The organism is Cupriavidus sp. 05L411, assembly GCF_056398045.1.
The window spans coordinates 24,926-48,712 of the sequence record NZ_JBFTOQ010000003.1; the positions used below are offsets into that span (position 1 = coordinate 24,926).

Below are 23,787 nucleotides of genomic sequence, written 5' to 3' on the forward strand. Positions count from 1 at the left end.
GTGCGCCATCATGCCGGCACCGGTACCAGATTGTTACCACGCGGGGCGGGCAAGACCCGCCGCCGCGGTGCTGCTTAGAACGTCGTGCGCACGCCCAGCTTGACGCTGCGCCCTGCCAGCGGCGCAATGTCGCGCAGGATCGAGGTGGCGCTGCGGGCGTCCTGGTTGGTCAGGTTGTCGCCGCGCAGGTAGACCAGCGTCTGGGTGCCCGCCATCTTGAACTTGTACGTGATGGACACGCCAAGCAAGGTGTATGCATCGGTGGGCGTGTCGTTGGACGGCACGCGCGTCTGGCGGGCGGCGTAGGTCACGTCCGCGCGCGCGCCCCACGGGCCGGCGCCGTATACCACCGCGCCGCCCAGGCGCAGCGGGGACAGGCGCGGCAGCGGCTGGCCGGTGTTGCGGTTCTCGCCGTGCACGTAGTCCGCGCGAGCCTCCAGGTCCACTGTGTCGCTGCCGGTCAGCAGCTTCTGCCACACACGTGCGCGGCCCTCGGCCTCGAAGCCGTACAGCGTGGCAGGCACGCCCATGTATTGCATCACGGGCAATGCGCCGGCGCTGCCGGGCGTGACAAAGTCGCCTTCCGCGTCGCGCGCGGTGCCGGTGTTGGTGAGCGCCAGGTAGTTCGCGAAGCGGCTGTAATAGCCCGACAGGCCGGCGCTGTGCGGGCCCGACTTGAAGCGTACGCCCAGGTCCAGCGAGGTTGCGCGTTCCTTGTTGGCGTTGGGGTCGCCTTGCTCCCACGAACCGGTAGCCACGTGGGGGCCATTGGCGTACAGCTCGTAGAAGGTCGGGGCGCGCTCCGTGTAGGCCAGATTGGTGGTCAGCGACCAGGCCGGCGCCAGCTTGTAGAGCAGACCAGCGGAGGCGCTGCCGGCGTTGAAGCTGCGGCTGGCGTCGGAGAAGCGGTCGTTGCCGTTGGCCTGCGCCTTCACGCTGGTGTGGTCCATGCGGCCGCCCAGGTTGAGCTTGAGGTCGCCGCTGGCGGTCAGCGGCATTTCCTCGAAGATGAACAGCGCGGCGTTGTCGGTGTCGGTGCTCGGCACGAAGGCCTCCTCGCCAAGCGCCGAGAAGCGGGTCGAGCCGAACTGGGTGCCGATCACGCCAGTCATGTTGCCGATGCGCGCGTGCTTGGCCTCGAAGCGTGCGTCCCAGCCGTTGTTCTTGAAGATGGTGCCGGTCTGCCCCGCGTCGATTTCCTTGTGCTCGTAGTCGGTGTAGCTGAACTTGCCTTTGACCGACTCGATGAAGCCGCCGGTGTTGCCGGCCAGGTTGCGCGCCTCGCCTTCGAGCGCGAAGCGTTGCTGGCGCATCTGCAGCCGCACGGTGTCTTCGGCGGGGGTGCCGTATTCGTTGTGGTACTCGCTGTAGTTGGCGCCGACGAAGCCGTCGGCCCAGGTGTAGGCGCCGCCCAGCGAGCCGCCCGACTGCTGCGCGTTGCTGTTGGGCAGGCGGCCGTAGGCCTCGCTTTCGCCCTCCGGCAGCGGCTGGCTGTTGCGCACGCTGGCGCTGCGCGCGTAGCCGGGGATGCGCAGGTTGCTGGTCTTGCGGGCGAAGGCGTCGGCATGGATGGCGATCTGGCCATTGCCGGCCTCGAGCAGGCCGCTGGCGTTGCGCGCGCTGTCGCCGCCGGCGGTGGCGCTGGCGTCCACCGCGCCGCCGATGCCCTGGATTGGCTCCTTCGGGATGCGGTTGTCGATCACGTTGACCACGCCGCCGATGGCGTTACCACCGTACATCAGCGCGGCGGGGCCGCGCACCACTTCAATGCGCTCGGCCACCAGCGGATCGATTGGCACGGCGTGGTCGTTGGACAGGGTGGAGGCGTCGACCGTGGTGCCGCCGTTCTGCAGCACCTTGATGCGGTCGCCGTCCAGGCCTCGGATGATCGGGCGGCTGGCGTTCGGGCCGAAGTAGCTTGAGGACACACCCGGCAGCTTGTCCAGGGTGTCGCCCAGCGTGCTGCCCTGGCGCACGGCAAGGGCATCGCCGCTGAGGGTGGAGACTGGCGCCACCAGGTCGGTGAGCTCGCTGCCCAGCGGGTTGGCCGTGATGACCACCTCGCGCAGCGTGGTCGGGGCGGCGGGTGCTGCCGGAGCCGTCGATGCAGCCGGGGCGCTTTGTGCGAAGACGCCTGTGGAAACGGAGGCAGAGGCGATCAGGGCCGCTACGGCGGCGAGCGGCGTGCGCCGCAGGATATGGGTTTGTTGGAGGCGGAAAGACATGGCTCGCATTGTTCTTGGATGCTTTCGAGCGCGTGGCACCAGCGTCCGGATGCCGGCCGCGCGCCGTCCGGCGCTAAATGTGCGGGACGGCGGCGGGCGGCAACGTTCAGGAGCGCGGCGCGATGCGACAGGCGGCGGGCGGCGGCTTGGCAACCGCGGCCCGGGGTTCAGGCGAGAGCGTGAACGGCCGGAGGGGCGCGCGAGCGGAAAGGCTGGGGATGTTGCAGGTCGGGCCGGCGCCAGCCCACGCTGAACGGCACCGGCGATTGCAGGTGCGTGAGCGCCGGCATGACCGGCGTGCCGCAATGGCTGGCGGCCACCGTGGCGCCGTCGAACAAGACGCAGAAGTGCCCCGCCAGCTTGAGCGAGAGCGGCAGGTCGGGATCGGCCCGGGCGCTATCGGTGACCTGGATTTCGTTGTCGTCGGCGCTGGTAACCGGCAGGGCAGCCTCGCCGTTGCTGGCGGCAGCCTGCAGCGTCGGGCCGAGCAGCCCGCCGTGATGAATACGGTGTGTCAGCCCGGCATGCTGGGCCAGCAGCAGGCACAGCGCCAGCCAGAGCGCCGGCCACAGGCCGAGGCCGCGCTCGCGCCGGCGCTGCAGGCGCTGCCAGGGCCGAACGGCGTCAGTGGCCATGCCCGCCGTGATCGTGGCCGTCGTGGTCATCGCAACCACAGTCGTCGCCATGCTCGTGGCCGTCATCGCCCAGGCCGTCGTCCCAGCTCGGGAACGGGTCGGTGTACTGCGCCCAGGCGTGCGGGCCAGCAGCCATTTCCGCGTCGGTCAGCAGGCAGGCGTCCAGCAGCGCTTCGAGCGCGGGGCGGTCAAGGTCCTGGCCGATCAGCACCAGCTCCTGGCGCCGGTCGCCAAAGGGCGCGGGTTTGCCATCCACCGTCATATCGGCTTCGAGCTCGGCGCGGCCTGCTTCGTCTTCCGGCCATTCGGACGAATCCAGCGCGGCCCACCAGGCGCCGGCGCCGCCGTGGCGGCATACGCCGCCTGCCTGGCCCCAGGTGCCGGCCGCATGCATGCGCGTGGCCAGCCAGAAGAAGCCCTTGGAGCGCAGCACGTTGCCATGCTCGCGCAGCCACTCGGTATGGATCAGGTCGGCGAAGCGCTGCGGATGGAAGGGGCGGCGGCGGCGGTAGACGAAGCTGCCGATGCCGTAGGCTTCGCTCTCCGGCACGTGTTCGCCGCGCAGTTCCGCCAGCCAGCCCGGGGCGGCGGCGGCGGCGTCGAAGTCAAAGCGGCCGGTGTCGAGGATGCTCTCCAGCGGTACCTTGCCAAAGCTGGCCGGCACGATGGCCGCGCGCGGGTTGAGCGAATGCAGGATGCCGGCGAGGCGTTCGCGCTCGGCCTCGCTGACTAGGTCGAGCTTGTTGAGCACGATCACGTCGCAGAACTCGACCTGCTCGATCAGCAAGTCGACCACCGTGCGGTCGTCGTCCTCGTCGCGCGCCTGGCCACGGTCCTGGAGGAAGTCGGCTTCGTTGAAGTCTTGCAGGAAGTGCGCGGCATCGACGACCGTCACCATGGTATCCAGGCGGGCGACGGTGTCCAGCGCCACGCCTTGCTCATCCTCGAAGGTGAAGGTCTCCGCGATGGGCAGCGGCTCGGCGACCCCGGTCGACTCGACCAGCAGGTAATCGAAGCGGCCCTCGCGCGCCAGCTTGCCGATCTCGGTCAGCAGGTCCTCGCGCAGCGTGCAGCAGATGCAGCCATTGGTCAGCTCGATCAGGCGCTCGCCAGCTTGCGCCAGCATGCCGTCGCCAAGCAGGCGGGCGTCGATGTTGACGTCGGCCAGGTCGTTGACGATCACGGCCACCCGCTTGCCTTCGCGATTGGCCAGAACATGATTGAGCAGGGTTGTCTTGCCGGCACCGAGGAATCCGGACAGCACGGTGACGGGCAGGCGATCGGCCATGGCATCGAGTCGCGCCGGGGTTGGGGCGCGCGTTATTGCAACAAAGTTGCGACTGTATCAGAAAGCAGGGGGGAAAGCAGGCAATTCGGGGCGCACGATGGCCGCACGAATCCCGGCGTTCCTAATGATAGGCCCGTGCCTGTGACACCACAAAGGCGAAAGATGCATGGCGGCGATGCCTGGCGGTGTCGTGCCGCTCAAACAAAACGGCCCGGAGAACCGGGCCGTCTGGCGCGCGGGGCGACAAGCCCCGGGCAGTCGCGGAATCAGTCGCCGAACAGCTTCTGGCGCAGTTCGCGGCGTTGCTGGGCTTCCAGCGACAGCGTGGCGGTGGGCCGGGCCAGCAGGCGCGGCACGCCGATCGGCTCGCCGGTTTCCTCGCACCAGCCGTAGTCGCCGGACTCGATGCGGGCCAGCGATTGCTCGACCTTCTTGAGCAGCTTGCGCTCGCGGTCGCGCGTGCGCAGTTCCAGCGCGTGCTCTTCCTCGATGGTGGCGCGGTCGGCGGGATCCGGCACGATGACCGTTTCGCGCAGGTGCTCGGTGGTCTGGTCGGCGTTTTTCAGGATATCGTCGCGCAGCTGCTCAAGGCGATGTTTGAAGAAGCCGAGCTGCGCTTCGTTCATGTAATCCTTGTCGCCCATCTTCAGGATTTCAGCTTCAGTCAGAAGTTTATTGCTGCTCATGGTTGCTGCTGATTCTCTTGTTGGTGCGACCGGCGGCGTCTTGGTCCGCTCGGGTGCAGTGTCCGGCCGCTTGCGCGGCGCGGAGGTTTCGCTCTGGCTGGCTGCAGACTGGCTGCTGTGCGTGCCTCCCTTGGCCTCGCCCGCACCGGCGTGCGCCGTACTGCCGCGGGGAGCAGGCGCAGCCTCCATGGACTGCGCCTTCAGCGTCTCGGCCGCAGCGCTGCTGCTTTTGCTGCGGCTTTGTTTCGTTTTCGTTGCGGCTACCATGGGACACCTCTCTCTCGCGTCGATCGATGACGGCGCGTGACGGGTGCCCCAAGCGGAGGGCGGTCTCCGCATGAAGCACTGCGACCGCACCTGCCGGCAGCCCGCCTCATGCTGACGACGACCGCCGCCCTGCATTGCGGGCGCCATCGCCAATCGCCCATTGCCAAAAGACAAAAGGCTACGTTACCCGCACTAAATCCAGCCTATTGTACTTGAACAAAAAATTTGGAGATATGGGAGAAAAGCGGGGAGTTTTCCCTGATATCCCGGCCCCCCTCCGACGAGGGGGGCGGCAGGGCGGGCGGCGCTGCCCGTCGGCTTCAGGCCAGGCAGGTGGCCAGGCCCTTCAGGATGGCGTCCTTGGGGAGGTCCACGCCAATGAAGACCATCTTGGTGCCGGGGGTTTCATCGCCCCATTTTGCGCCGATATCGCTGCCCATCAGCTGATGCACGCCCTGGAAGACCACTTTCCGGTCCACCGCGTCCATATAGAGTACACCTTTGTAGCGCAGCAGGCTTTCTCCGTAGACCGACAGGATGCCAGACAGGAATTCCTCCAGCTTGGCGTAATTGAAGGGTTTTTCGCTGCGGAAGACGAACGAGCCGATGCGGTCGGTGTGGTGGTGGTGATGGTGGTGGTCGTGCTTGTGATCATGGCCGTGATCATGGTGGTCATGATGGTCATGGCCGCAGTCATCGGCGCAGTGGTCGCCATGAGCGTGCTCGTGCGCATGGTCGTGATCGTGCTCTTCGGCCTCGGCACGCAGGAAATCCGGGTCGATTTCCAGCTTTTCGTTCAGGTTGAAGCCCCGAAGGTCAAAGATTGTGTCGATCGGCGCTTCGCCGAAATGCGCTGTGCGCACGGGCGCGCGCGGGTTCATGTGCAGCAGGCGGTGGCGCAGGTCGGCGATCTCGCCTTCCGGCACCAGGTCGGCCTTGGTGATGAAGATGGCGTCGGCAAAGCCAACCTGGCGCTGCGCTTCTTCCTGCTTGTCGAGCTGCTGGTTGGCGTGCTTTGCGTCCACCAGGGTGATCACGGCGTCCAGCAGGTAGCGCTGGGCGATCTCGTCGTCCATGAAGAAGGTCTGGGCCACCGGACCCGGATTGGCCACGCCCGTGGTTTCGATCACGACGCGGTCAAAATCGATCTCGCCGGCGTCGCGGCGGGTCATCAGCTGGGACAGCGCTGCCACCAGGTCGCCGCGGATGGTGCAGCAGATGCAGCCGTTGCTCATCTGCACGATCTGCTCGCGGCCATCCTGCACCAGGATCTCGTTGTCGATGTTCTCTTCGCCGAACTCGTTTTCGATCACGGCGATCTTCATGCCGTGCTGCTCGSTSAGGATGCGCTTGAGCAGGGTGGTCTTGCCGCTGCCGAGGAAGCCGGTCAGGATCGTGACCGGGATCAGTTTGGACATTGTTTTCTCCGGGAAGGGATGCCGCTTTGGCCTGTCGTGCGCGGGATAAGTCGGGTTTGGGTAACTTGTTCGTTCATCTGGCGAGCGGGCGGTGACGCCGCTCAGCCATGCTTGCCAGGGGTGCGTGCGCCGCATTCGGCGCAAACGCCATTCACGGTCAGCTCCACATGCTCCACGGCAAAGCCGCTCGGCACCTTGGGCGCGGCTTGCGCCGGGGCGCTGACGCCGTCCAGGCAGAAGGTGCGGTCGCAGCGGTTGCAATGGAAGTGGCTGTGCTGCCGGTGCACCTGCGCGCGCGCGGCCTCATGCTCGACCAGGCTGAAGCGGAAGACCCGGTCGTGGCCGGCCCGTTTCTGGGCCAGCCCTTGCTCGACCAGCCAGTCGAGCACGCGGTACACGGTCACGCGGTCGATCGCTTCGCCATCGGCCGGCATGCGGTCGATCACGGCCTGGTGGGTCAGAGGCTCATGGCTTTCCATCAGGCAGGCCAGGATGCCAAGGCGCGGCTGGGTCACACGGGCGCCCAGCTCGCGCAGGCGTTCGTGGGCCGCGTCCAGGATGGCCGGCGTGGGGGGCATGGCGGATCCAGGCATGGCCTGGGTGGGGGAGGGGCTGCTGCTCATGGACCGATTTAACCATAGCGCCCCGGGTGATGCAATTCAGTTGCGTCAACTCGGTGCCCTGGCGGCCATCCTCGGCCCGCGCCCCGTCGCGCCAGCGGTTTGCGTCTATTATCGCCAGCAGGCCCCCGAGACCCGAGGAGACACTACATGCAGAACGACGCCAGCGCCCTGCTGTTCCCCAACTTCGAGCCCTTTCGCCTGCATATCGGCGACGTGGGGATCGCCGGCGTGCGCGGTGGCTCAGGGCCGCCGCTGTTGCTGCTGCATGGCCATCCCCAGAGCCACCTGATCTGGCACAAGGTGGCACCCGCGCTGGCCGACCGCTTCACCGTGATCGCCACCGACCTGCGCGGCTATGGGAGCAGCAGCGCGCCGCCGGGCAAGGCCGGTTTTGAGACCTACAGCAAGCGCGCGATGGCGCAGGACCAGGTGGCGGTGATGGCGCAGCTGGGTTTCGACCGCTTCGCACTATGTGCCCATGACCGCGGCGCGCGCGTGGCGCACCGGCTGATCGCGGAYCATCCAGGCCGGGTCACGCGCGCCATGCTGCTGGACATCGCTCCCACGCTGGCCATGTACGAGCGCATCAGCATGGCATTTGCCGCCGCCTACTGGCACTGGTTCTTCCTGATCCAGCCGGCGCCGTTCCCGGAAACGCTGATCAACGCGGAGCCCGAGTTCTACCTCAACAAGCTGATGGGCTTGCGCCAAGCCGGATTGAGCCCGTTCGCGCCCGAGGCGATGGCCGCCTACACCGCCGCCATGCGCGATCCGGCCCACGTGCACGCCATGTGCGAGGACTACCGCGCGGCAGCCACCATCGACCTGGACCATGACCGGGCGGACCGCGCCGATGGCCGCCGGCTGGACTGCCCGCTGCGCGTGCTGTGGGGCGAGCATGGCGTGGTGGCGCGTTGTTTCGAGCCGTTGTCGCTGTGGCAGGAGGTGGCGAGCGAGGTCAGCGGCCGCGCGGTGCCCTGCGGGCATTACATCCCCGAGGAGGCGCCCGGGGTGCTGCAGGAGGAAATGCTCGGCTTCTTCTGCTGATCTTTCGTTGGTCTTTCGTTGGTCTCCTGGGGTTATCGCGTTGAGCACCGATTCCCGAAGGCTGCGTCGAGTTCGATACATTTAGCGTACCTTTGCGAAGAAATGTCTTAGCGGGTTATTCCGGATATTTGCCACTTTTCGACATTGATAGCATTGCGCTCCGGTCGCGCGGCCGAAGCCGCCGCGGCCGTATGCGCTGTGCCCGCGTCATGGTCGGCGCTGCCGCCCGGATCGGGCCGGCAGCGCAGGAATGGCAGCGTCCGACAGGGCGCGCCGCTCCGGCCGGGGCAGTGTCGGGACGGGAATAGAAGGGTATCCAGGAGATAGCATGAAACGAGTTGCACAGTTTGTGGCTGCCGCGCTGACGGTCGGCGTGATGGGAGTGCATGCGGGCGCGCAAGCAGAGGAATTCCCCGGCAGCAAGCCGGTATCGGTGGTGGTGCCTTTTGCCGCAGGCGGCCCTACCGACAAGGTCTCGCGCGAGCTGGTCATGATCATGTCCAAGCACCTGGGTACCACGATGGTGATCGAGAACCTGGGCGGCGCTGGCGGCACCATCGGCGCCAAGAAGGTTGCGCAGGCCAAGGGTGATGGCTACACCATCCTGGTCCACCATATCGGCATGTCCACCGCGCCGGCGCTGTACCGCAACCTTGGCTTCGATCCGCTCAAGGACTTCGAAACCGTGGGCGAGATCGCCGACGTGCCGATGGTGATGGTCGGCAACAAGAACCTGCCGCCCTCCAGCTTCAAGGAACTGCTGCCCTATATCAAAGCCAATGCCAGCAAGCTGTCGCTGGCCAATGCGGGCATCGGCTCGGCCTCGCACCTGTGCGGCCTGCTCTTCCTGAGCGCGATCCAGACCGACCTGACCACGGTGCCCTACAAGGGCACGGCGCCGGCGCTGACCGATATCCTGGGCGGCCAGGTCAACCTGATGTGCGACCAGACCACCAATATCGCCGGCCAGCTCAAGGCGGGCGCGCTCAAGCCGTACGCCGCCATGCAGAGCCGCCGCGTGGAAGCCTTCAAGGACATCCCGACGGCCGCCGAGCAAGGCCTGCCGGGCGTCGAAGTGAAGATCTGGCACGCCATGTACGCGCCCAAGGGCACGCCCAAGCCGGTGGTGGACAAGCTCTCGGCAGCGCTGCAAAAGGCTGTGACGGACCCCAACTTCCGCGCCAAGATGGCTGAGCTGGGCGCCGAAGCCGTGCCCGCGCAGCGCGCCACGCCGGAATCGCTGAAGGTCTTCCTGGCCGGGGAAATCGGCAAGTGGACCCCGGTGATCAAGAAGGCTGGCGTCTACGCAGACTGACCGGACGCAAACTCCGGCTCGTCCGCTGGCACCCGCCTGCGGACGGTGAAAAGGCCACGCGCAATGCGTGGCCTTTTGTCTTTTAGCGGCGTTGGCCGCGCGCAGCCAACGCCGCCTCGTCTATATTGTTCTGGTTGCCTTCGGTGCGGCAACGGATGCGCACGCAGAGCCGCTTGCGGCGGCCCTTGAATTCACAGCAGCCGTCGCCACCTACCTCCCTGACATATTCTCGCGAAGCCATCATGGAACAGTATCACGGCACTACCATCGTCAGCGTCCGGCGCGGCAACCAGGTTGCGGTTGGCGGTGACGGCCAGGTCACACTCGGCAATATTGTGATGAAGGGCACTGCCCGCAAGGTCCGCCGCATCTACAACGGCAAGGTACTGGTTGGCTTCGCCGGCAGCACCGCCGATGCCTTCTCGCTGCTCGACCGCTTCGAGGCCAAGCTGGAGAAGTACCAGGGCAACCTGACCCGCGCCGCCGTCGACCTCGCCAAGGACTGGCGCTCGGACCGCGCGCTGCGCCGGCTCGAGGCCATGCTGATTACCGCCGACCGCGACACCACGCTGGTGATCACCGGCAACGGCGATGTGCTCGACCCCGAAGGCGGCGTGGCCGCGATCGGCTCGGGCGGCGCTTATGCCCAGTCGGCCGCCAAGGCGCTGGTGGAGAACACCGAGCTCTCGCCCAAGGACATCGTCGAGAAGTCGCTGGGCATTGCCGGCGAGCTCTGCATCTACACCAACACCAATTTCGTCATCGAGACGCTGGAATGAGCGTCGGCCGGCCGCGCAATGACCTGACGCGCGGCCGCCTGGGCCCGGATGCCGCACCGCTCCGGTCCGTCGTCTTCCTCTGAACGGATACCATGTCGCATACCATGACCCCGTCGGAAATTGTTTCCGAACTCGACAAGCACATCATCGGCCAGAACAAGGCCAAGAAGGCGGTAGCGGTTGCGCTGCGCAATCGCTGGCGCCGCCAGCAGGTGGAAGAACCCCTGCGCCAGGAAATCACGCCCAAGAACATCCTGATGATCGGGCCGACCGGCGTCGGCAAGACCGAGATCGCCCGTCGCCTGGCCAAGCTGGCCGATGCGCCGTTCATCAAGATCGAGGCCACCAAGTTCACCGAGGTGGGCTATGTCGGCCGCGACGTGGACACCATCGTGCGCGACCTCGCGGAGATGGCGGTCAAGCAGGCGCGCGAATCCGAAATGAAGAAGGTGCGCGCCAAGGCCGAGGAAGCTGCCGAGGACCGCCTGCTCGACGTGCTGCTGCCGCCGCCGCGCGATATCGGCTTCAATCAGCCCGAGGAMAAGGAYTCSAACACGCGCCAGGTSTTCCGCAAGAAGCTGCGCGAAGGCCAGCTCGACGACAAGGAGATCGAGCTTGAGGTCGCCGCCGGCTCGCCGAACATGGACATCATGGGTCCTCCGGGCATGGAAGACATGACCGAGCAGATCCGCACCATGTTTGCCGGCCTGGGCCAGGGCAAGAAGGCACGCCGCAAGATGAAGGTGCACGAAGCCTTCAAGCTGCTGATCGACGAGGAAGCCGCCAAGCTGCTCAATGACGAAGAGGTCAAGCACAAGGCTGTCGCCAACGTCGAGCAGAACGGCATCGTGTTCCTGGACGAGATCGACAAGATCGCCAGCCGCAGCGACGTGGGCGGTGCGGAAGTGTCGCGCCAGGGCGTGCAGCGCGACCTGCTGCCGCTGGTCGAGGGCACCACGGTGAATACCAAGTACGGCATGATCAAGACCGATCACATTCTGTTCATTGCCTCGGGCGCCTTCCACCTGTCCAAGCCGAGCGACCTGATCCCCGAGCTGCAAGGGCGCTTCCCGATCCGCGTCGAGCTGGAATCGCTGTCGGTCTCCGACTTCGAGGCCATCCTGACGCAGACCGACGCCAGCCTGACCAAGCAATACCAGGCGTTGCTGAACACCGAGCAGGTGCAGCTGTTGTTCGCGCCGGATGGCATCCGCCGCCTTGCAGAGATCGCTTTCTCGGTCAACGAGAAGGTCGAGAACATCGGTGCGCGCCGCTTGTACACCGTGATGGAGCGGCTGCTGGAGGACCTGTCCTTCCACGCCACCAAGTCATCGGGCGAGACGGTCACCATCGACGCGGCCTATGTGGATGAGCGCCTGGGCGACCTGGCCGGCAACGAGGACCTGTCGCGCTACGTGCTGTAAGCCTTAACCCGGTTCAGCGGCATCCAGCGGCATCTAACGACAAAGGGCGCACTTCGGTGCGCCCTTTGTCGTTTTGCAATACGCCCACTCAGTGCGCGTGCGCATGCCCCGCCGGCATCGGCGCGGTCAGCTCCAGCTCTGCCGCCGGCGTCTTCAGCTCGCGCAGGCTCTGGCCATCCGCGGGGATCTGCGTCCATTCGGTGCGGCCGTCCTCGCATTCCTGCACCACCGGGAAATACAGCTTGCCGGCCTGCTCGGGCAGCTTCATCAGCATCACGAACTCATCGAAATGTGCGTCGGCCAGCGAGCCGGCAAACCAGCGCAGCGCGCGCACGTCCTCGCTCACGGTTTTGCCATGCGAGGCATAGGGCTTGGCCAGCGGCGCGCGTTTCACTTCCAGTTGCCAGCCTGCCTTGGGCTGCGGATGGGCGCCTTGCACGCCTTCCGGGATGGTCACGGTGATGGCGCGGGTGGCGCTGCCGTTGCAGCCATGGCCCACCATCAGTGCGCCCTTGAAGTAGCTGCCTGCCGTCGCGGCCTTTTGCTCGAACACGATGTGCGCGAACGCGGCGGGCGTCCAGCTTGCGCCAAGCGAGGCCAGCGCGACGGTCACTGCGGGCAGCAGGCGGGATGCGGTCATGTGAATTCTCCTGGGAAGCGCGTCAGTCTAGCGCCGAAGGCCGTCGGCGGCCCTGCGGCGCAGGGCCGCAGGCATTGTGTGCCCCGGAAATCATGTCGGAATTGTCTTACGCGGCTTTCGGAGCGTCACGCCTGATTGTGGGAGCCGCCCATGCGTACTCTGTACATACGGTGTGGGCAAACGCGGATTGCACCCGGCATAGGCCAAGAGCGAGACCGCCCTCCACAATATCCGCCACTGAAAAAGGAGCACGACATGATGAAGAAATGGCTGAGCGCAGCAGTGTGTTCGATGATGTTTGCCGGCCCTGCCGCCTTCACGCTGGCGCATGCGGCACCCGCAGGTTCCAAAGCGGACTACGACGCGGCCGTGAAGACTGCCAGCGCCAACTACAAGGCCGCGCGGGCCCAGTGCAACAGCCTCAAGGACAACGCCAAGGACGTGTGCGTGAAGGAAGCCAAGCGCGACGAGGACGTGGCCAAGGCTAACGCCGAAGCGACCCGCGATGGCACGGCCAAGGCGCGCGCCAAGGCGGACAAGGTCAAGGCCGATGCCGACTACAGCGTGGCCAAGGAAAAATGCGATGACGCTAAGGGCAATGACAAGGATGTGTGCGTGAAGGAAGCCAAGGTTGCCCATGAGCAGGCCTTGGGTTCGGCCAAGGTCGAGAAGGCTGCCGCTACCGGCACCAGCACCGACGTAGCCGAAGCGCGCGCTGACGCCAAGAAGGACACCGTGGACGCCGCCTACAAGGCTGACAAGCAAAAGTGCGATGCACTGTCCGGCGACGCCAAGGACAAGTGCCAGGCTGACGTGAAGGCCAAGTACGCCAAGTAACTGGCCTGCGCGCTGGCTCAGCAGGTTGCGCCAGCGCGCCAAGTCGGCATGTCACCCATCCACGACAGAGGAAACGACCATGAATTGGGATCAGATCGCAGGCAAGTGGGACCAGGCCAAGGGTAAGGTCAAGGAAAAGTGGGGCCAGCTCACCGACGACGACCTTACCGAGATCCAGGGCAAGCGCGACCAGCTTGCCGGCCGGATCCAGGAGCGCTATGGCTACACCAAGGAGCGCGTGGAAGAGGAAATGAAGGCGTGGGAGCGTGATTCACGCTGGTAAAGAGAAGCGTAAGACAGGTAAGCATTCGTAAGCACGCTGGTGCATGTTGCGATGCAATGCCAAAGTGGCGGCCGGCACGATCGAAGGATCGTAGCCGGCCGGTTAGCACCCGCATCCCCAACCACCAACCTGGCAGGAGAAACGAAATGAAACGCGAGCTACTGTCCTCGTTCGGCGTACTGTGCGGCCTTGCCGCGGCCACTGTCTTTCTCTGCGTGCGCCCGGAGGCCGCGCCCGTATATCGCCAGGCGAGCGCGCCAGTGGTGGCGAAGCCCGCCGTATTGGCCGGCACCACGCCGCAAGCCGCGGTGGAACTGGCCGTGCAGGCCGGCGATCTCGGCTCGCGTGCCGACCGCCATGCCAGCGACGCGCTGCGCATTGCCGAGCAAGCCACCGGGCGGGAAGAGGACCTGGACTGGGACTACGTGCAGTTGCGCCTCTGAGCTTGCGGGATTCGGGGCGAACGCCTAGCGCGATACCGGACGCTTGCCCAGTTTGCGCTGCAGCGTGCGCCGATGCATATTGAGCGCGCGCGCGGTGGCCGAGATATTGCCCTCGTGTTCGGACAGCACTCGCTGGATGTGCTCCCACTCCAGCCGGGCCACCGATAGCGGCACCGGCTCTTCCATGGCGGCTTCGGCCGCGTCTTCCGATACCCCGGCCATCAGCGCCGTCAGGATCGAATCCACATTGGCCGGCTTGGCCAGGTACTCATCGGCGCCGTGCTTGACCGCGGCCACCGCGGTGGCAATGCTCGCATAGCCCGTCAGCACCAGGATGCGCGCATCGGGCAACGCCGCGCGCAGCGGCGCGACCAGTTGCAGGCCAGACTCGGCTGGCGCGGTGCTGCCGGCTTCCGGCGGCGCGCTCAGGTGCAGGTCCAGCGTAATGTAGTCAAACGGCGTTTGTGCGGCCAGCGCCAGCGCCAGCTGGCGGTTATGGGCGATCTGCACGGCGTAGCCGCGGCGCGTCAGCGCGCGGGCCAGGGCGCCCGCGAACACGGCATCGTCGTCGACGACCAGGAAAGGAGCGGCATCGCTGGCGCCGGGCTGTGCGCCATCGGCGGCGGGATCGTGTAGTGCGTCGGTCATCGCGGGCTCGTTGTCAGGGGTGAGGCAAACGGTGAGGCGGCCGGTAAGGCTGCCAGGGAGGGCGCGGGCAGGCGCAGCTCGGCCACGGTGCCGCCCTCATGGTGGTCATGCCAGGCCAGCCGGCCACCCATCTGCTGGGCCGCGCTTTGTGCCAGGTACACGCCAATGCCCTGGCCGCCATGCATGCTGGTCATCGGCGCTTCGCCCAGGCGCGCGCGCTGGGATTTTGGGATGCCCAGGCCGCGGTCGGTGACGCGGAAGATCAGCGTCGGCAGCGCGCGGTTGTCCTCCAGCGCGATGGCCAGGCGCAGCGGAATCTGCTCGTGCCCCGCGGCCAGCTGGCTGCGCGCGGCGTTGTCCAGCAGGATCGTCAGGATCTGCCCCACGCGCGCGGCCTCTACCGGCAGGGCCGCGGCTTCGCCAATGGCATTGGCTTCCAGCCGGGCATGGGGGTGGCGCAATTGCCAGCGTTCCACGTAACCGTCCAGCCACGCATCGATGCGCTGCGGCGCCGCGGTCTCGTGGTCGTCGCGCAGGCGGGCCAGGATCGATTTGCACAGCTCGAGCTGTTGTTCCATGGTCTGCAGGTCCGGCAGGTAGGCGGACACTTGCGTGGTGGCCAGGCGCGGGTCCGCCGCGTCGGCGCGCAGCTCGCCGGCGATGACCGCCAGCGTGGCCAGCGGCGTGCCGATCTCGTGGGCGACCGCCGCGGCCTGGTCGTTCAGCGCTTCGATGCGCGCGTCGCGCAGCAACTGTTCGCGCGCCAGGTTGAGCTCCGCGTCGCGCTGGCGCAGCACGCCGGACAGACGCGCCACGAAGACCGCGATCATGGTCGCGCTGGCGACAAAGTTGAGCCACATGCCGGCCAGGTGATAGTTGATGGCGTTGTCCGGGTTGTGCAGGTTCAGCGGCACATACTCGATCAGCATCAGGCTGTAGCAGGCCATCGCGTAGGCGGCGAGCGCGATCACGTTGCGCCACGGCAGGATGGCGGCGGCGATCGCCAGGCCCGGCAGGTAGAACGAGACAAAGGGGTTGGTCGCGCCGCCGGTGAAGAACAGGTTGGCGGACAGCGCCGTCAGGTCGACCATCAGCTGGCCCATCAGCTCGGCATCGCTCGGCATGCCGCCGCGGCTGGTGTGCATGCGCAGGCGCAGGCCGGTGAGCAGGTTGAACACCGCTTGCAGGGACAGGATCGCCAGCAGGGGGCTGTATGGCAGGATCACGCCGGCCACGGCCTCGCACGAAACCAGCAGCACCGCTTGCCCGCCCATCAGCGCCCAGCGCAGCCAGAACAGGCGGCGCAGGCTCATCAGGTTGTGGCGGACCGGGATGATGCTCGTGGCGGAGGCGGGGCGGGAGGGGGCCGTGTCTGGCGGCACGGCTGCGATGGTATCCATGCCGCGAGTTTAACAACGACCGGCGCCCGGCCTGCCGCGTGCGACACCGTGCCGCATTGGTTGGCGCCGGGGCCGCTGCCAGACTGAACGGTTCGCTGCCGGGTAGCCAACCGGCCGGTTCCTCGATTTGCGCCGCCTGGCTCACGTCGCCAGGGACGCCATGGTCTAATGTTCTCTTTGTGCAGTCTTTTGAATCTCAGTGGAGATAGTCCAGATGCAAGCCAGATTCCTCGCCGCGGTGCCCGCCGCCCTGCTCGCCGCGCTGTGCTCGAACGCGGCTTTTGCCCAGGTCGATGTCAGCAACGCCTGGGCGCGCGGCACCGTGCCGGCGCAGACCGCCACCGGCGTGTTCATGACCCTGCATGCGCACGAGCCCGCCAAGCTGATCGGCGTCAGCACGCCGGCGGCAGCCACAGCCGAAGTGCATGAGATGAAGATGGATGGCAACGTGATGCGCATGCGCGCCATCGGCGCGCTCGACCTGCCCCGCATGCAGGACGTCGAGCTCAAGCCGGGTGGCTATCACGTGATGCTGATGGGCCTCAAGGCGCCGCTGAAGAAGGGTGACACCGTGCCGCTGACGCTCAAGATCGAGCAGGGCGGCAAGGTGACCGAGCAGAAGGTCGACGCCGAAGTGCGCGATCTCACCGCAACGGCGCCGGCCGCCGGCGCGCACGGTGACCACAAGCACTGAAGCACTGAAGCCGTACAGGCAGCTAGCCGGGCTGCCTAGCTGCGCAGGCTGATCGCGTCGTCCGGCTCGTCGCCGGCAGCCACCGCGATCACGCGGTCGCGCAGCCAGCTATGGCCGGGATCGGCGCCAGTACGGTCGTGCCAGATCAGGCTGAAGCCAAAGCCCGGCAGGGGGAAGGGCGGATCGAACACCGCGAAGCGCGGGTCCTCCTCGAACGCGGCCAGGCTGCGTCGCGCCGTGGTCAGGACCAGGTTGGTGCCGGCAATCAGCGCTGGCGCCACGCTCCAGTGGGGCAGGACGCAGGCAATCTTGCGCCGCCCGCCCACCTTGGCCACGGCGGCGTCGATGGCATCCACGCGCTCGCTGTGGGCCGCCACCAGCACATGCGAGCGGGCCAGGTACGCAACCTGGTCAAGCTTGCCCAGGCCACGCACCGTGGCCGCATCCACCATGCAGGCATAGGTTTCCTCGAACAGCTCCGTGCAGTGCACGCCTTCCGGGGGCTGCCCGAACACGCCCAGCGCCAGGTCGATCTCGCCGTCTGCGACCTTGGCAGTCATGGCTTCGCGGCTGGCCTGGCTGACCACCAGGTCGATGCCCGGGGCGATCTTGCGCACCGCGCGCAGCAGGCCGGGCAGCAGCGCCATGGCGCCGTAGTCGGACATGGCCAGGCGGAAGCTGCGGCGCGCCGTGGCGGGCTGGAAGCCGGAAGGCCCCAGCAGGATGCGCACCTGCGCCAGCGCCTCGGCCAGCGGGCCCGCCAGTTCGTGGGCGCGCGCGCTCGGCACCAGGCCGCCCTGGCCGCGCACCAGCAGCGGGTCGTCCAGCAACTGGCGCAGGCGGCCCAGCGCGTGGCTCACCGCAGGCTGGCTGAGGTGCAGGCGCAGCGCGGCGCGCGAAATATGTCGTTCGGCCAGCAGGGCTTCCAGCACCACCAGCAGGTTCAGGTCGATACCGCGGAGATCATTCATGCGGCGCATATTAACGCTATGAAACGAGAATTGGTAATTCGCGGCGCAATATTTCACACTGAGGCATCCAATTTTTGGCGAAGGAGATGCCAAGATGCATGGCATAAATCACTTTTCGCCGGCGCTTGCCGGCCTGGTTCCCGTCCTGGTGGCCATTGTTTCCGGGGCGGTGATCCCCTTTCAGGCCGGCGCTAACGCCGCGCTCGGGCGCAGCCTGGGCCATCCGCTATGGGCCACTGTGGTGTCGCTGCTGGTCAGCCTGGTGGTGGTGGTGCCGCTGCTGTGGCTGCTGAAGATTCCGCTGCCCTCGCTGGCGGTGGGCGGGCCGGGCTGGATGTGGGTCGGTGGCGTGGCGGGCGTGTTCTACATTACCGTGGCGCTGGTGCTGGCCCCGCGCCTGGGCGCCGGCGGCTTTATTGCGGCGGTGGTGGCGGGGCAGATGGTGGGCGCGCTGCTGCTGGACCAGTTTGGCCTGGCGGGCTTCGCGGCGCGTGCCGTGACGCCGGGGCGCATGGCCGGCGCCGCGCTGGTGGTGCTGGGGGTGGTGGTGATGCAGTTCGCCGCGGCGGGCGCGGCCAGCACAACGCCAGCGCAGGCGGCGAACTGATCAGCCCTTGGCTTGCGCCTGGCCGGCATCCTCGCGGCGGCGTGCCAGGCAGGCGGGGCAGAGGCAGTGCTGGCCCGGCACGATCTGGCGGGCGGGCAGCAGCGGCTGGGTGGCGCACCAGCAGTGGGGCAGGCCGGCGGCATAGCCGCAGACAAAGCCGGCGCCGCAGGCGCTGCAATGCTCGATGGGGCGCAACTGCCCCGTCAGCACCGTGGCCGGATCGCTCACGGCTTGTCCCCGGGCAGCTCGTCTTCCTGGCCCAGCCGGGACATGGCGGAGCGCATCAGCCGCATCTGGCCCGAAAAATTGGTGCACGCATCGCAAATGGCCATGTGCCCGCGCATGCGCACGCGCTCGAACCAGCTCAGCGGCCGGTCCATGCTTTCCATGGTCAGGTGGTGGATCTCGCGGCAGTTTGGCAGCAGCCGGCGGCGGGAGGGCGTATCAGGCATGGCTTCCTTCGGTCGGAGAGGCGGTTTCGGGCCGGGGCAGCTTGCCTGGCTGCCCCGGCCTGCTTACAAGCTCGGGCGAGCGTCAGGCGCTCACGCCTTCTGCCCAAACCAGTTCAGTTCCAGGCACTCGCGCAGGCGCATGCGGGCTCGGTACAGCATGACCCAGGCATTAGTCGTCGTGATCTCGAGTTCCTGACAGATTTCTTCGGTTTCCAGCTCTAGCCATTCCCGCATCATGAAAATCCGGCCGATCTTGGCGGGCAGCTTGTCCACGCACAGCTGGAGGATCTCGAAGAACTCGCGGCGCTCCAGCGCGCGGTCCGGGTTGCCCCAGTCGGAAGGTGGCGTATGGTAGTGGCCGTTCTTGGCAAACAGGGCGTCGAAGGCGTCGATATCCGACTGCGCCTCGCCGTCCTCGTCGCCGCCGCTCAGGGTCAGGCGTATTTCGCGCCGGCCGCTGCGCAGCGTATCGATGATCTTGTGCTTGAGGATGCCGATGAGGTAGGTCTTCAGCGCGGACTGGCCGCTGAAGCGCTCCGGGTGTTCCAGCGCGGCCACCAGGGTGTCGGAGACGGTATCCTCGGCCAGCGCCTGGTCGCGCAGTTGCAGGCGGGCGAAGCGCAGCAAATGGGGGCGCAGGGCGCTAAGATCGTCGGGGTGCAGGCTCATTGTGTTGCCGCTATTCGGTGGCGATGCGACTGTTGGACAACCGTTGGACAACTGTTGCGTGGATAGAACGCCATGGTGCGCCGCAGTACGCATGCACCGGTTTTGAACCCCCGCTGCACCACCGTCTGCACGCGTGCGCCGCGGTTTCTTGTAAAATCGGCGCCTGCCGCGGCCGGAGGTGGCCTATTCGGGGTAAAAAGCCCCTTAACCAATGGCTCACCGCCGGTCAGAATTGCCATGATACCTGTTGAATCTCACGGATGTCCCTTGCCATGAACGCCGACACCCCTGGGCCTGCCGCTACCGCGGTGGCCGCAATTGCCCCAGCCCTCAAGGCCGAAATCCTTGCCGAGGCGCTGCCCTATATCCGCAAGTTCCACGGCAAGACCATTGTGGTCAAGTACGGCGGAAACGCGATGACCGAGGAAAAGCTCAAGCACGGCTTCGCGCGCGACGTGATCCTGCTCAAGCTGGTCGGCATGAACCCGGTCGTGGTTCACGGCGGTGGCCCGCAGATCGACGAAGCCCTGAAGAAGGTCGGCAAGGTCGGCACGTTCATCCAGGGCATGCGTGTCACCGATGAAGAGACCATGGAAGTGGTCGAATGGGTGCTTGGCGGCGAAGTGCAGCAGGACATCGTCATGCTGATCAACCAATATGGCGGCCAGGCCGTGGGCCTGACTGGCAAGGACGGCGGCCTGATCCGCGCCAAGCGCCTCAAGATGCCGGACCGCGAAAGCCCCGGCGCCTTCATCGACATCGGCTTCGTGGGCGATATCGAGGCCATCAACCCGGCGGTGGTCAAGGCCCTGCAGGACGACGCCTTCATCCCGGTGATCTCGCCGATCGGCTTTTCCGACGACGGCCAGGCCTACAACATCAACGCCGATGTGGTGGCGGGCAAGATGGCCGAGATCCTCAAGGCCGAGAAGCTGGTCATGATGACCAACATCCCGGGCGTGATGGACAAGGCCGGCAACCTGCTGACCGACCTGTCGGCGCGCGAGATCGAGGAACTGTTCGCGGATGGCACCATCTCCGGCGGCATGCTGCCCAAGATCTCGTCGGCGCTGGACGCGGCCAAGAGCGGCGTGAATTCGGTGCACATCATCGACGGCCGCATCGAACACTCGCTGCTGCTTGAAATCCTGACCGAACAAGCGTTCGGTACCATGATCCGTTCGCACTAGAACGCATCTACGGCAGCGCGCGCCGCGCGCTGCCGCTTCACTTCTTTTTCTTCCCGCGTGCCCTCTATTTCCCCGCCCTTGCGCCGCAGCCCGCGCGGTGCGCGCCGACGCCGCCCCGCGGGCGACAATTCCGGCCGCACGGTCTGGCTGTTCGACCTCGACAACACGCTGCACGACGCGTCGCATGCGATCTTTCCCGCCATCAACCAGTTGATGACGGCGTATGTCGCGCGCGTGCTGGGCAGTGACGAGGCCACCGCCAGCGAGGTTCGGGTGAAGTACTGGCAGCGCTATGGCGCGACGCTGCTGGGCATGATCCGCCACCACAACGTGGACCCGGCCGACTTCCTGCGCGCCGCGCATGATTTCCCCGAACTGGCGGAGATGGTGCGGGTGCAGCGCGGCCTGGTCGGCCACCTGCGCCGCCTGCCCGGGCGCAAGATCCTGGTGACCAACGCACCGGAGCAATACGCGCGCGCGGTCATRAAGGTGGCCGGCATCCAGCGGTGTTTCGAGCGGGTGGTCGCCATTGAGGACATGTGGGTGCACGGCCATCTGCGGCCCAAGCCGGACCGGCGCATGTTGCGCCGGTTGCTGGTGCAGCAGCGGGTGGCGCCGCACCGCGCGGTGCTGGTGGAAGACACGTTGTCTCACCTCAAGCGCTACGCGGGCACGGGCATTCGCACGGCCTGGGTGACGGGCTACCTGCGCACGCTGGCGCCATCGCGTCCGCACGACGTGCCGATGCCCGCGGGCTCCGCCGTGGCGGGCGCCAGCGGCGACGCCGTGCTGCGCAGCACGCTGGATGCGGAGGACCGCCAGCACACCGGCCATGCTGCGCAAGAACATTCAGTGACGCTGGTGGCGGCCGAGACGCAGGATCCGCCCGCGCTGGCGACTGGCACGACAGCGCCGCAGGCGCTGCCAGCATCGGCGCCGCGCGTGCGGGCGCGGATCGTAAATCGCCCCGGCTATGTGGACGTAAAAGTACAATCCATGCATCAACTCCAACGACGAATGCGGAGAATCGGGTCATGATGCACAGTAACGGGCACCCATCGGGTGCGGCTGAGGCCGCCGCCGGGCAGGGCGCAGGCGCGGACGGGGCGCCGGCACGCAAACGCCCGCGTCCTGGCGAGCGGCGTGTGCAGATCCTGCAGACGCTGGCCGGGATGCTGGAAGTGCCGCGCGGGGAAAAGGTCACCACCGCGGCGCTGGCTGCCAAGCTCAGCGTATCGGAGGCGGCGCTGTACCGCCATTTCGCCAGCAAGGCGCAGATGTTCGAAGGCCTGATTGGCTTTATCGAGCAGACCGTCTTCGGACTGATCAACCAGATCACCACCCAGGAAGAGCATGGCTTGCGCCAGGCGCACGCCGTGGTGCGCATGCTGCTGTCCTTTGCCGAGAAAAATCCCGGCATGACGCGCGTGCTGACCGGCGAAGCGCTGGTGGGCGAGCACGATCGCCTGCAGGAGCGCATCAACCAGGTAGTGGACCGGATCGAGGCCTCGCTGCGGCAGTGCCTGAAGATCGCCATCAGCCAGGGTGCGTTTCCGCCCGACGCCGATGTGCCGGTGCGCGCCGCGCTGATCGTGGCGACCGTGCAGGGGCAGTGGCATCGCTATGCCAAGAGCGGCTTTCGCAAACTGCCCAGCGAGAACGCGGACGCGCAGTTGCGCGTGTTGCTCGGCTAGGCTGCGCCAGCGGTCATGAACAAGGGCAGGCTTGCGCCTGCCCTTTCTTGTTTTCAGGCCGCCGGCACATGGATGCTGGCCTTGATGTGCTTCAGGTTGGCCACGATGGTAAACGTCATCACGATCAGCAGGGACCAGGAACTCCACTTGCCCACATGCACCGCCGACCACGCGCCAAGCTGGTTGGGGTAGTGCCATACCGCGAAGAACGTGCTGATGTTCTCCGCGATCCAGACGAACAGCCCGATCAGCACGAAGGCCAGCAACAGCGGCATCTCGCGCTCGCGGTCCAGCGGGCGGAAGCGTACTGTGGTGCGCGCGTACAGGCCTGCGATGCCACAAGCCAGGTACCAGCGGTAGTCACCGATAAAGTGATGGGTGAAGAAGTTCGCGTAGACCAGCGCCGCCATCAGGCCCGCCATCCAGTACGGCGGGTGATGGCGCACATTCACGTCCAGCATGCGCCAGGCCTGGATGATGTAGCTGCCTACCGCCGCGTACATGAAACCCGAGAACAGCGGCACGCCCAGCATCTTGGTGTAGGCGAAGTCAGGATAGCTCCATGACTGGATGCCGCCCGAGACCTTGAACACCTCCAGCGCGAAGCCCACGATGTGGAACAGGCTGATGGCCTTGAGTTCGTCCAGCGTTTCCAGGCGCGCCCACACCATCGCCGCCTGAATGCCTAGCGCCGCCCCCAGCAGGAGATCGTAGCGCGGGATGCCGAGCAAGCCGCTGCGCGGGACAGCGAACACGCAGAGGAAGAACAGCCCCGCGAACAGGCAGGAGCGCGCCTCCTTGACGCCGAACGCCAGGAACTCGCACAGCCCGCGCCGCGCGCCGGTCAGCGCAAGGCCAGGGCGTGGCGCGGTCAGGATACGGTCGAGCCGGTGATGCGCGGGGCCATGGCCGTAGTGCAGCTCAGGGTGCGAGCCGAGCGAATCGCGCATGCGTGCAGCGGTGGTTGTCATGCTGGCGTCAGTCCGCACAGGCGCGTACCGGCACGCGGCGATTGACTGGCCGGATGTGATCGAACCAGCGGCGCAGCGCAGCACCGAACGCGGCAAATGCCAGCAGCGGCAGGCCGATCCACGCACACTCCAGCCAGAAGCGCGCAGCGCCAAACAGGCCCGCGCCGGCCAGCGGCAGCGGCCGCCATGGCAAGGTCACGCGCTGCGCCGTCAGCGGGTAGAAGAGCGCCGTGCCGATGCCGCGGTCGGTCAGCAGGTCCAGCAAGGGATGCGACACGGTGCTTAGCGTGATGAACAGGAACGCGATGCCGCGCTGCCAGCCGCAGCGCCGCGCCGCCAGCGCGGCCAGCAGGCCCAGCGCCACCGCGAAGCCGATCGAGTGGGTCAGGCCGCGGTGGCCCAGCAAGGTGTTGTAGCGCACCCCGGCGTACCAGACGTTGAGCATGTCGACATCCGGCACGATGCTCGCCGCGACGCCAGCCAGCAGCAGGCCGGCCGGCACCCGCCGCCGTCCCAGCACGGCCGCCAGCGCGAGTGGCGGGGCGCAATGAAGGTAGGTTGGCATGGCGTTGCGCCTTCGT

27 protein-coding genes are annotated in these 23,787 nt (G+C 66.8%); 12 read left to right on the forward strand and 15 right to left on the reverse strand.

The genetic code is table 11. From position 1 onward, the window contains the following. Nucleotides 1-74: 74 nt before the first annotated feature. From AC1DQR_RS04120 to AC1DQR_RS04145, 6 genes are all read right to left on the reverse strand, one after another. The gene (locus AC1DQR_RS04120) at nucleotides 75-2,225 is read right to left on the reverse strand and encodes a TonB-dependent receptor (protein WP_477132572.1); all 2,151 of its coding nucleotides are present in this window, start codon (nucleotides 2,223-2,225) and stop codon (nucleotides 75-77) included. Nucleotides 2,226-2,392: 167 nt separating this feature from the next. Next, nucleotides 2,393-2,860: a hypothetical protein gene (locus tag AC1DQR_RS04125; protein ID WP_477132573.1), complete on the reverse strand. Its 468-nt coding sequence runs from the start codon at nucleotides 2,858-2,860 to the stop codon at nucleotides 2,393-2,395. Then, a complete protein-coding gene (gene zigA, locus AC1DQR_RS04130) occupies nucleotides 2,850-4,148 on the reverse strand; it encodes a zinc metallochaperone GTPase ZigA (RefSeq protein WP_416050228.1) in 1,299 nt (432 codons plus the stop codon). Before zigA ends, AC1DQR_RS04125 begins: the two co-directional genes overlap by 11 nt. 266 nt (nucleotides 4,149-4,414) lie before the next feature. Further along, the gene (gene dksA / locus AC1DQR_RS04135; RefSeq protein WP_006164034.1) at nucleotides 4,415-4,834 is read right to left on the reverse strand and encodes an RNA polymerase-binding protein DksA; all 420 of its coding nucleotides are present in this window, start codon (nucleotides 4,832-4,834) and stop codon (nucleotides 4,415-4,417) included. Between the two features lie 587 nt (nucleotides 4,835-5,421). Then, nucleotides 5,422-6,519, reverse strand: a complete 1,098-nt coding sequence (locus AC1DQR_RS04140) for a CobW family GTP-binding protein (RefSeq protein WP_477132574.1) — start codon at nucleotides 6,517-6,519, stop codon at nucleotides 5,422-5,424. A 101-nt stretch (nucleotides 6,520-6,620) separates the two neighbouring features. Beyond that, nucleotides 6,621-7,142: a Fur family transcriptional regulator gene (locus AC1DQR_RS04145; protein WP_477132575.1), complete on the reverse strand. Its 522-nt coding sequence runs from the start codon at nucleotides 7,140-7,142 to the stop codon at nucleotides 6,621-6,623. Between the two features lie 147 nt (nucleotides 7,143-7,289). Between AC1DQR_RS04145 and AC1DQR_RS04150 the strand changes: the two genes are divergently transcribed. The 4 genes from AC1DQR_RS04150 to hslU all read left to right on the forward strand — a co-directional run bounded on the left by AC1DQR_RS04150 (nucleotide 7,290) and on the right by hslU (nucleotide 11,707). Further along, nucleotides 7,290-8,189, forward strand: a complete 900-nt coding sequence (locus AC1DQR_RS04150; RefSeq protein ID WP_416050230.1) for an alpha/beta fold hydrolase — start codon at nucleotides 7,290-7,292, stop codon at nucleotides 8,187-8,189. 328 nt (nucleotides 8,190-8,517) lie between these two features. Beyond that, nucleotides 8,518-9,504 carry a tripartite tricarboxylate transporter substrate-binding protein gene (locus AC1DQR_RS04155; protein ID WP_174426043.1) on the forward strand — a complete coding sequence of 329 codons (987 nt, stop codon included), beginning with the start codon at nucleotides 8,518-8,520 and terminating at the stop codon, nucleotides 9,502-9,504. Nucleotides 9,505-9,746: 242 nt separating this feature from the next. After that, nucleotides 9,747-10,283 (forward strand): ATP-dependent protease subunit HslV, encoded by a 537-nt coding sequence (gene hslV / locus AC1DQR_RS04160; protein WP_006162714.1) that lies wholly within the window; start codon nucleotides 9,747-9,749, stop codon nucleotides 10,281-10,283. A gap of 92 nt (nucleotides 10,284-10,375) precedes the next feature. After that, a complete protein-coding gene (gene hslU / locus AC1DQR_RS04165) occupies nucleotides 10,376-11,707 on the forward strand; it encodes an ATP-dependent protease ATPase subunit HslU (protein ID WP_477132576.1) in 1,332 nt (443 codons plus the stop codon). An 88-nt stretch (nucleotides 11,708-11,795) separates the two neighbouring features. Here hslU and AC1DQR_RS04170 read toward each other — a convergent pair whose 3' ends face one another. Further along, nucleotides 11,796-12,347: a YcnI family copper-binding membrane protein gene (locus AC1DQR_RS04170; protein WP_477132577.1), complete on the reverse strand. Its 552-nt coding sequence runs from the start codon at nucleotides 12,345-12,347 to the stop codon at nucleotides 11,796-11,798. A 255-nt stretch (nucleotides 12,348-12,602) separates the two neighbouring features. Here AC1DQR_RS04170 and AC1DQR_RS04175 point away from each other — a divergent pair, with 255 nt between their 5' ends. From AC1DQR_RS04175 to AC1DQR_RS04185, 3 genes are all read left to right on the forward strand, one after another. Then, complete coding sequence (locus AC1DQR_RS04175; protein WP_416050233.1) at nucleotides 12,603-13,184, forward strand: hypothetical protein; 582 nt, start codon at nucleotides 12,603-12,605, stop codon at nucleotides 13,182-13,184. Nucleotides 13,185-13,263: 79 nt separating this feature from the next. Next, on the forward strand, nucleotides 13,264-13,467 hold the full coding sequence (locus tag AC1DQR_RS04180; protein WP_416050234.1) for a CsbD family protein: 204 nt from the start codon (nucleotides 13,264-13,266) through the stop codon (nucleotides 13,465-13,467). A gap of 146 nt (nucleotides 13,468-13,613) precedes the next feature. Next, nucleotides 13,614-13,910 (forward strand): hypothetical protein, encoded by a 297-nt coding sequence (locus AC1DQR_RS04185; RefSeq protein WP_416050235.1) that lies wholly within the window; start codon nucleotides 13,614-13,616, stop codon nucleotides 13,908-13,910. A gap of 24 nt (nucleotides 13,911-13,934) precedes the next feature. Here AC1DQR_RS04185 and AC1DQR_RS04190 read toward each other — a convergent pair whose 3' ends face one another. Next, nucleotides 13,935-14,558, reverse strand: a complete 624-nt coding sequence (locus AC1DQR_RS04190; protein ID WP_477132578.1) for a response regulator transcription factor — start codon at nucleotides 14,556-14,558, stop codon at nucleotides 13,935-13,937. Further along, nucleotides 14,555-15,958: an ATP-binding protein gene (locus tag AC1DQR_RS04195; protein WP_416050236.1), complete on the reverse strand. Its 1,404-nt coding sequence runs from the start codon at nucleotides 15,956-15,958 to the stop codon at nucleotides 14,555-14,557. Before AC1DQR_RS04195 ends, AC1DQR_RS04190 begins: the two co-directional genes overlap by 4 nt. Before the next feature lie 214 nt (nucleotides 15,959-16,172). On the opposite strand from AC1DQR_RS04195, the gene AC1DQR_RS04200 reads away from it, so the two are divergent. Next, a complete protein-coding gene (locus AC1DQR_RS04200) occupies nucleotides 16,173-16,652 on the forward strand; it encodes a copper chaperone PCu(A)C (protein ID WP_416050237.1) in 480 nt (159 codons plus the stop codon). 35 nt (nucleotides 16,653-16,687) lie between these two features. On the opposite strand, the gene AC1DQR_RS04205 is transcribed toward AC1DQR_RS04200, so the two are convergent. Beyond that, the gene (locus AC1DQR_RS04205) at nucleotides 16,688-17,623 is read right to left on the reverse strand and encodes a LysR family transcriptional regulator (protein ID WP_416050238.1); all 936 of its coding nucleotides are present in this window, start codon (nucleotides 17,621-17,623) and stop codon (nucleotides 16,688-16,690) included. Between the two features lie 94 nt (nucleotides 17,624-17,717). Between AC1DQR_RS04205 and AC1DQR_RS04210 the strand changes: the two genes are divergently transcribed. After that, a complete protein-coding gene (locus AC1DQR_RS04210; RefSeq protein WP_416050239.1) occupies nucleotides 17,718-18,230 on the forward strand; it encodes a DMT family transporter in 513 nt (170 codons plus the stop codon). Here the strand turns inward: AC1DQR_RS04210 and AC1DQR_RS04215 are convergent, their stop codons facing one another. From AC1DQR_RS04215 to AC1DQR_RS04225, 3 genes are all read right to left on the reverse strand, one after another. Further along, complete coding sequence (locus tag AC1DQR_RS04215) at nucleotides 18,231-18,458, reverse strand: cysteine-rich CWC family protein (RefSeq protein WP_253930223.1); 228 nt, start codon at nucleotides 18,456-18,458, stop codon at nucleotides 18,231-18,233. Beyond that, nucleotides 18,455-18,682: a zf-HC2 domain-containing protein gene (locus AC1DQR_RS04220; protein WP_174426052.1), complete on the reverse strand. Its 228-nt coding sequence runs from the start codon at nucleotides 18,680-18,682 to the stop codon at nucleotides 18,455-18,457. The genes AC1DQR_RS04215 and AC1DQR_RS04220 overlap by 4 nt, the downstream gene beginning before the upstream one ends. A 90-nt stretch (nucleotides 18,683-18,772) precedes the next feature. Further along, a complete protein-coding gene (locus AC1DQR_RS04225; protein ID WP_416050240.1) occupies nucleotides 18,773-19,351 on the reverse strand; it encodes a sigma-70 family RNA polymerase sigma factor in 579 nt (192 codons plus the stop codon). A 260-nt stretch (nucleotides 19,352-19,611) separates the two neighbouring features. Here AC1DQR_RS04225 and argB point away from each other — a divergent pair, with 260 nt between their 5' ends. From argB to slmA, 3 genes are read left to right on the forward strand one after another with little or no spacing between them, the layout of a single operon-like run. Continuing rightward, nucleotides 19,612-20,541 (forward strand): acetylglutamate kinase, encoded by a 930-nt coding sequence (gene argB, locus AC1DQR_RS04230; protein WP_006162725.1) that lies wholly within the window; start codon nucleotides 19,612-19,614, stop codon nucleotides 20,539-20,541. Nucleotides 20,542-20,598: 57 nt separating this feature from the next. Continuing rightward, nucleotides 20,599-21,579, forward strand: coding sequence for an HAD-IA family hydrolase (locus AC1DQR_RS04235; RefSeq protein WP_477132579.1), 981 nt, complete (start codon nucleotides 20,599-20,601; stop codon nucleotides 21,577-21,579). After that, nucleotides 21,576-22,235, forward strand: a complete 660-nt coding sequence (gene slmA / locus AC1DQR_RS04240) for a nucleoid occlusion factor SlmA (RefSeq protein ID WP_477132580.1) — start codon at nucleotides 21,576-21,578, stop codon at nucleotides 22,233-22,235. The genes AC1DQR_RS04235 and slmA overlap by 4 nt, the downstream gene beginning before the upstream one ends. A 53-nt stretch (nucleotides 22,236-22,288) precedes the next feature. On the opposite strand, the gene AC1DQR_RS04245 is transcribed toward slmA, so the two are convergent. Both AC1DQR_RS04245 and AC1DQR_RS04250 read right to left on the reverse strand, forming a co-directional pair. Next, a complete protein-coding gene (locus tag AC1DQR_RS04245; RefSeq protein ID WP_416050423.1) occupies nucleotides 22,289-23,110 on the reverse strand; it encodes a DUF817 domain-containing protein in 822 nt (273 codons plus the stop codon). A 103-nt stretch (nucleotides 23,111-23,213) separates the two neighbouring features. Then, a complete protein-coding gene (locus tag AC1DQR_RS04250; protein WP_416050242.1) occupies nucleotides 23,214-23,771 on the reverse strand; it encodes a metal-dependent hydrolase in 558 nt (185 codons plus the stop codon). Nucleotides 23,772-23,787: the final 16 nt, after the last annotated feature.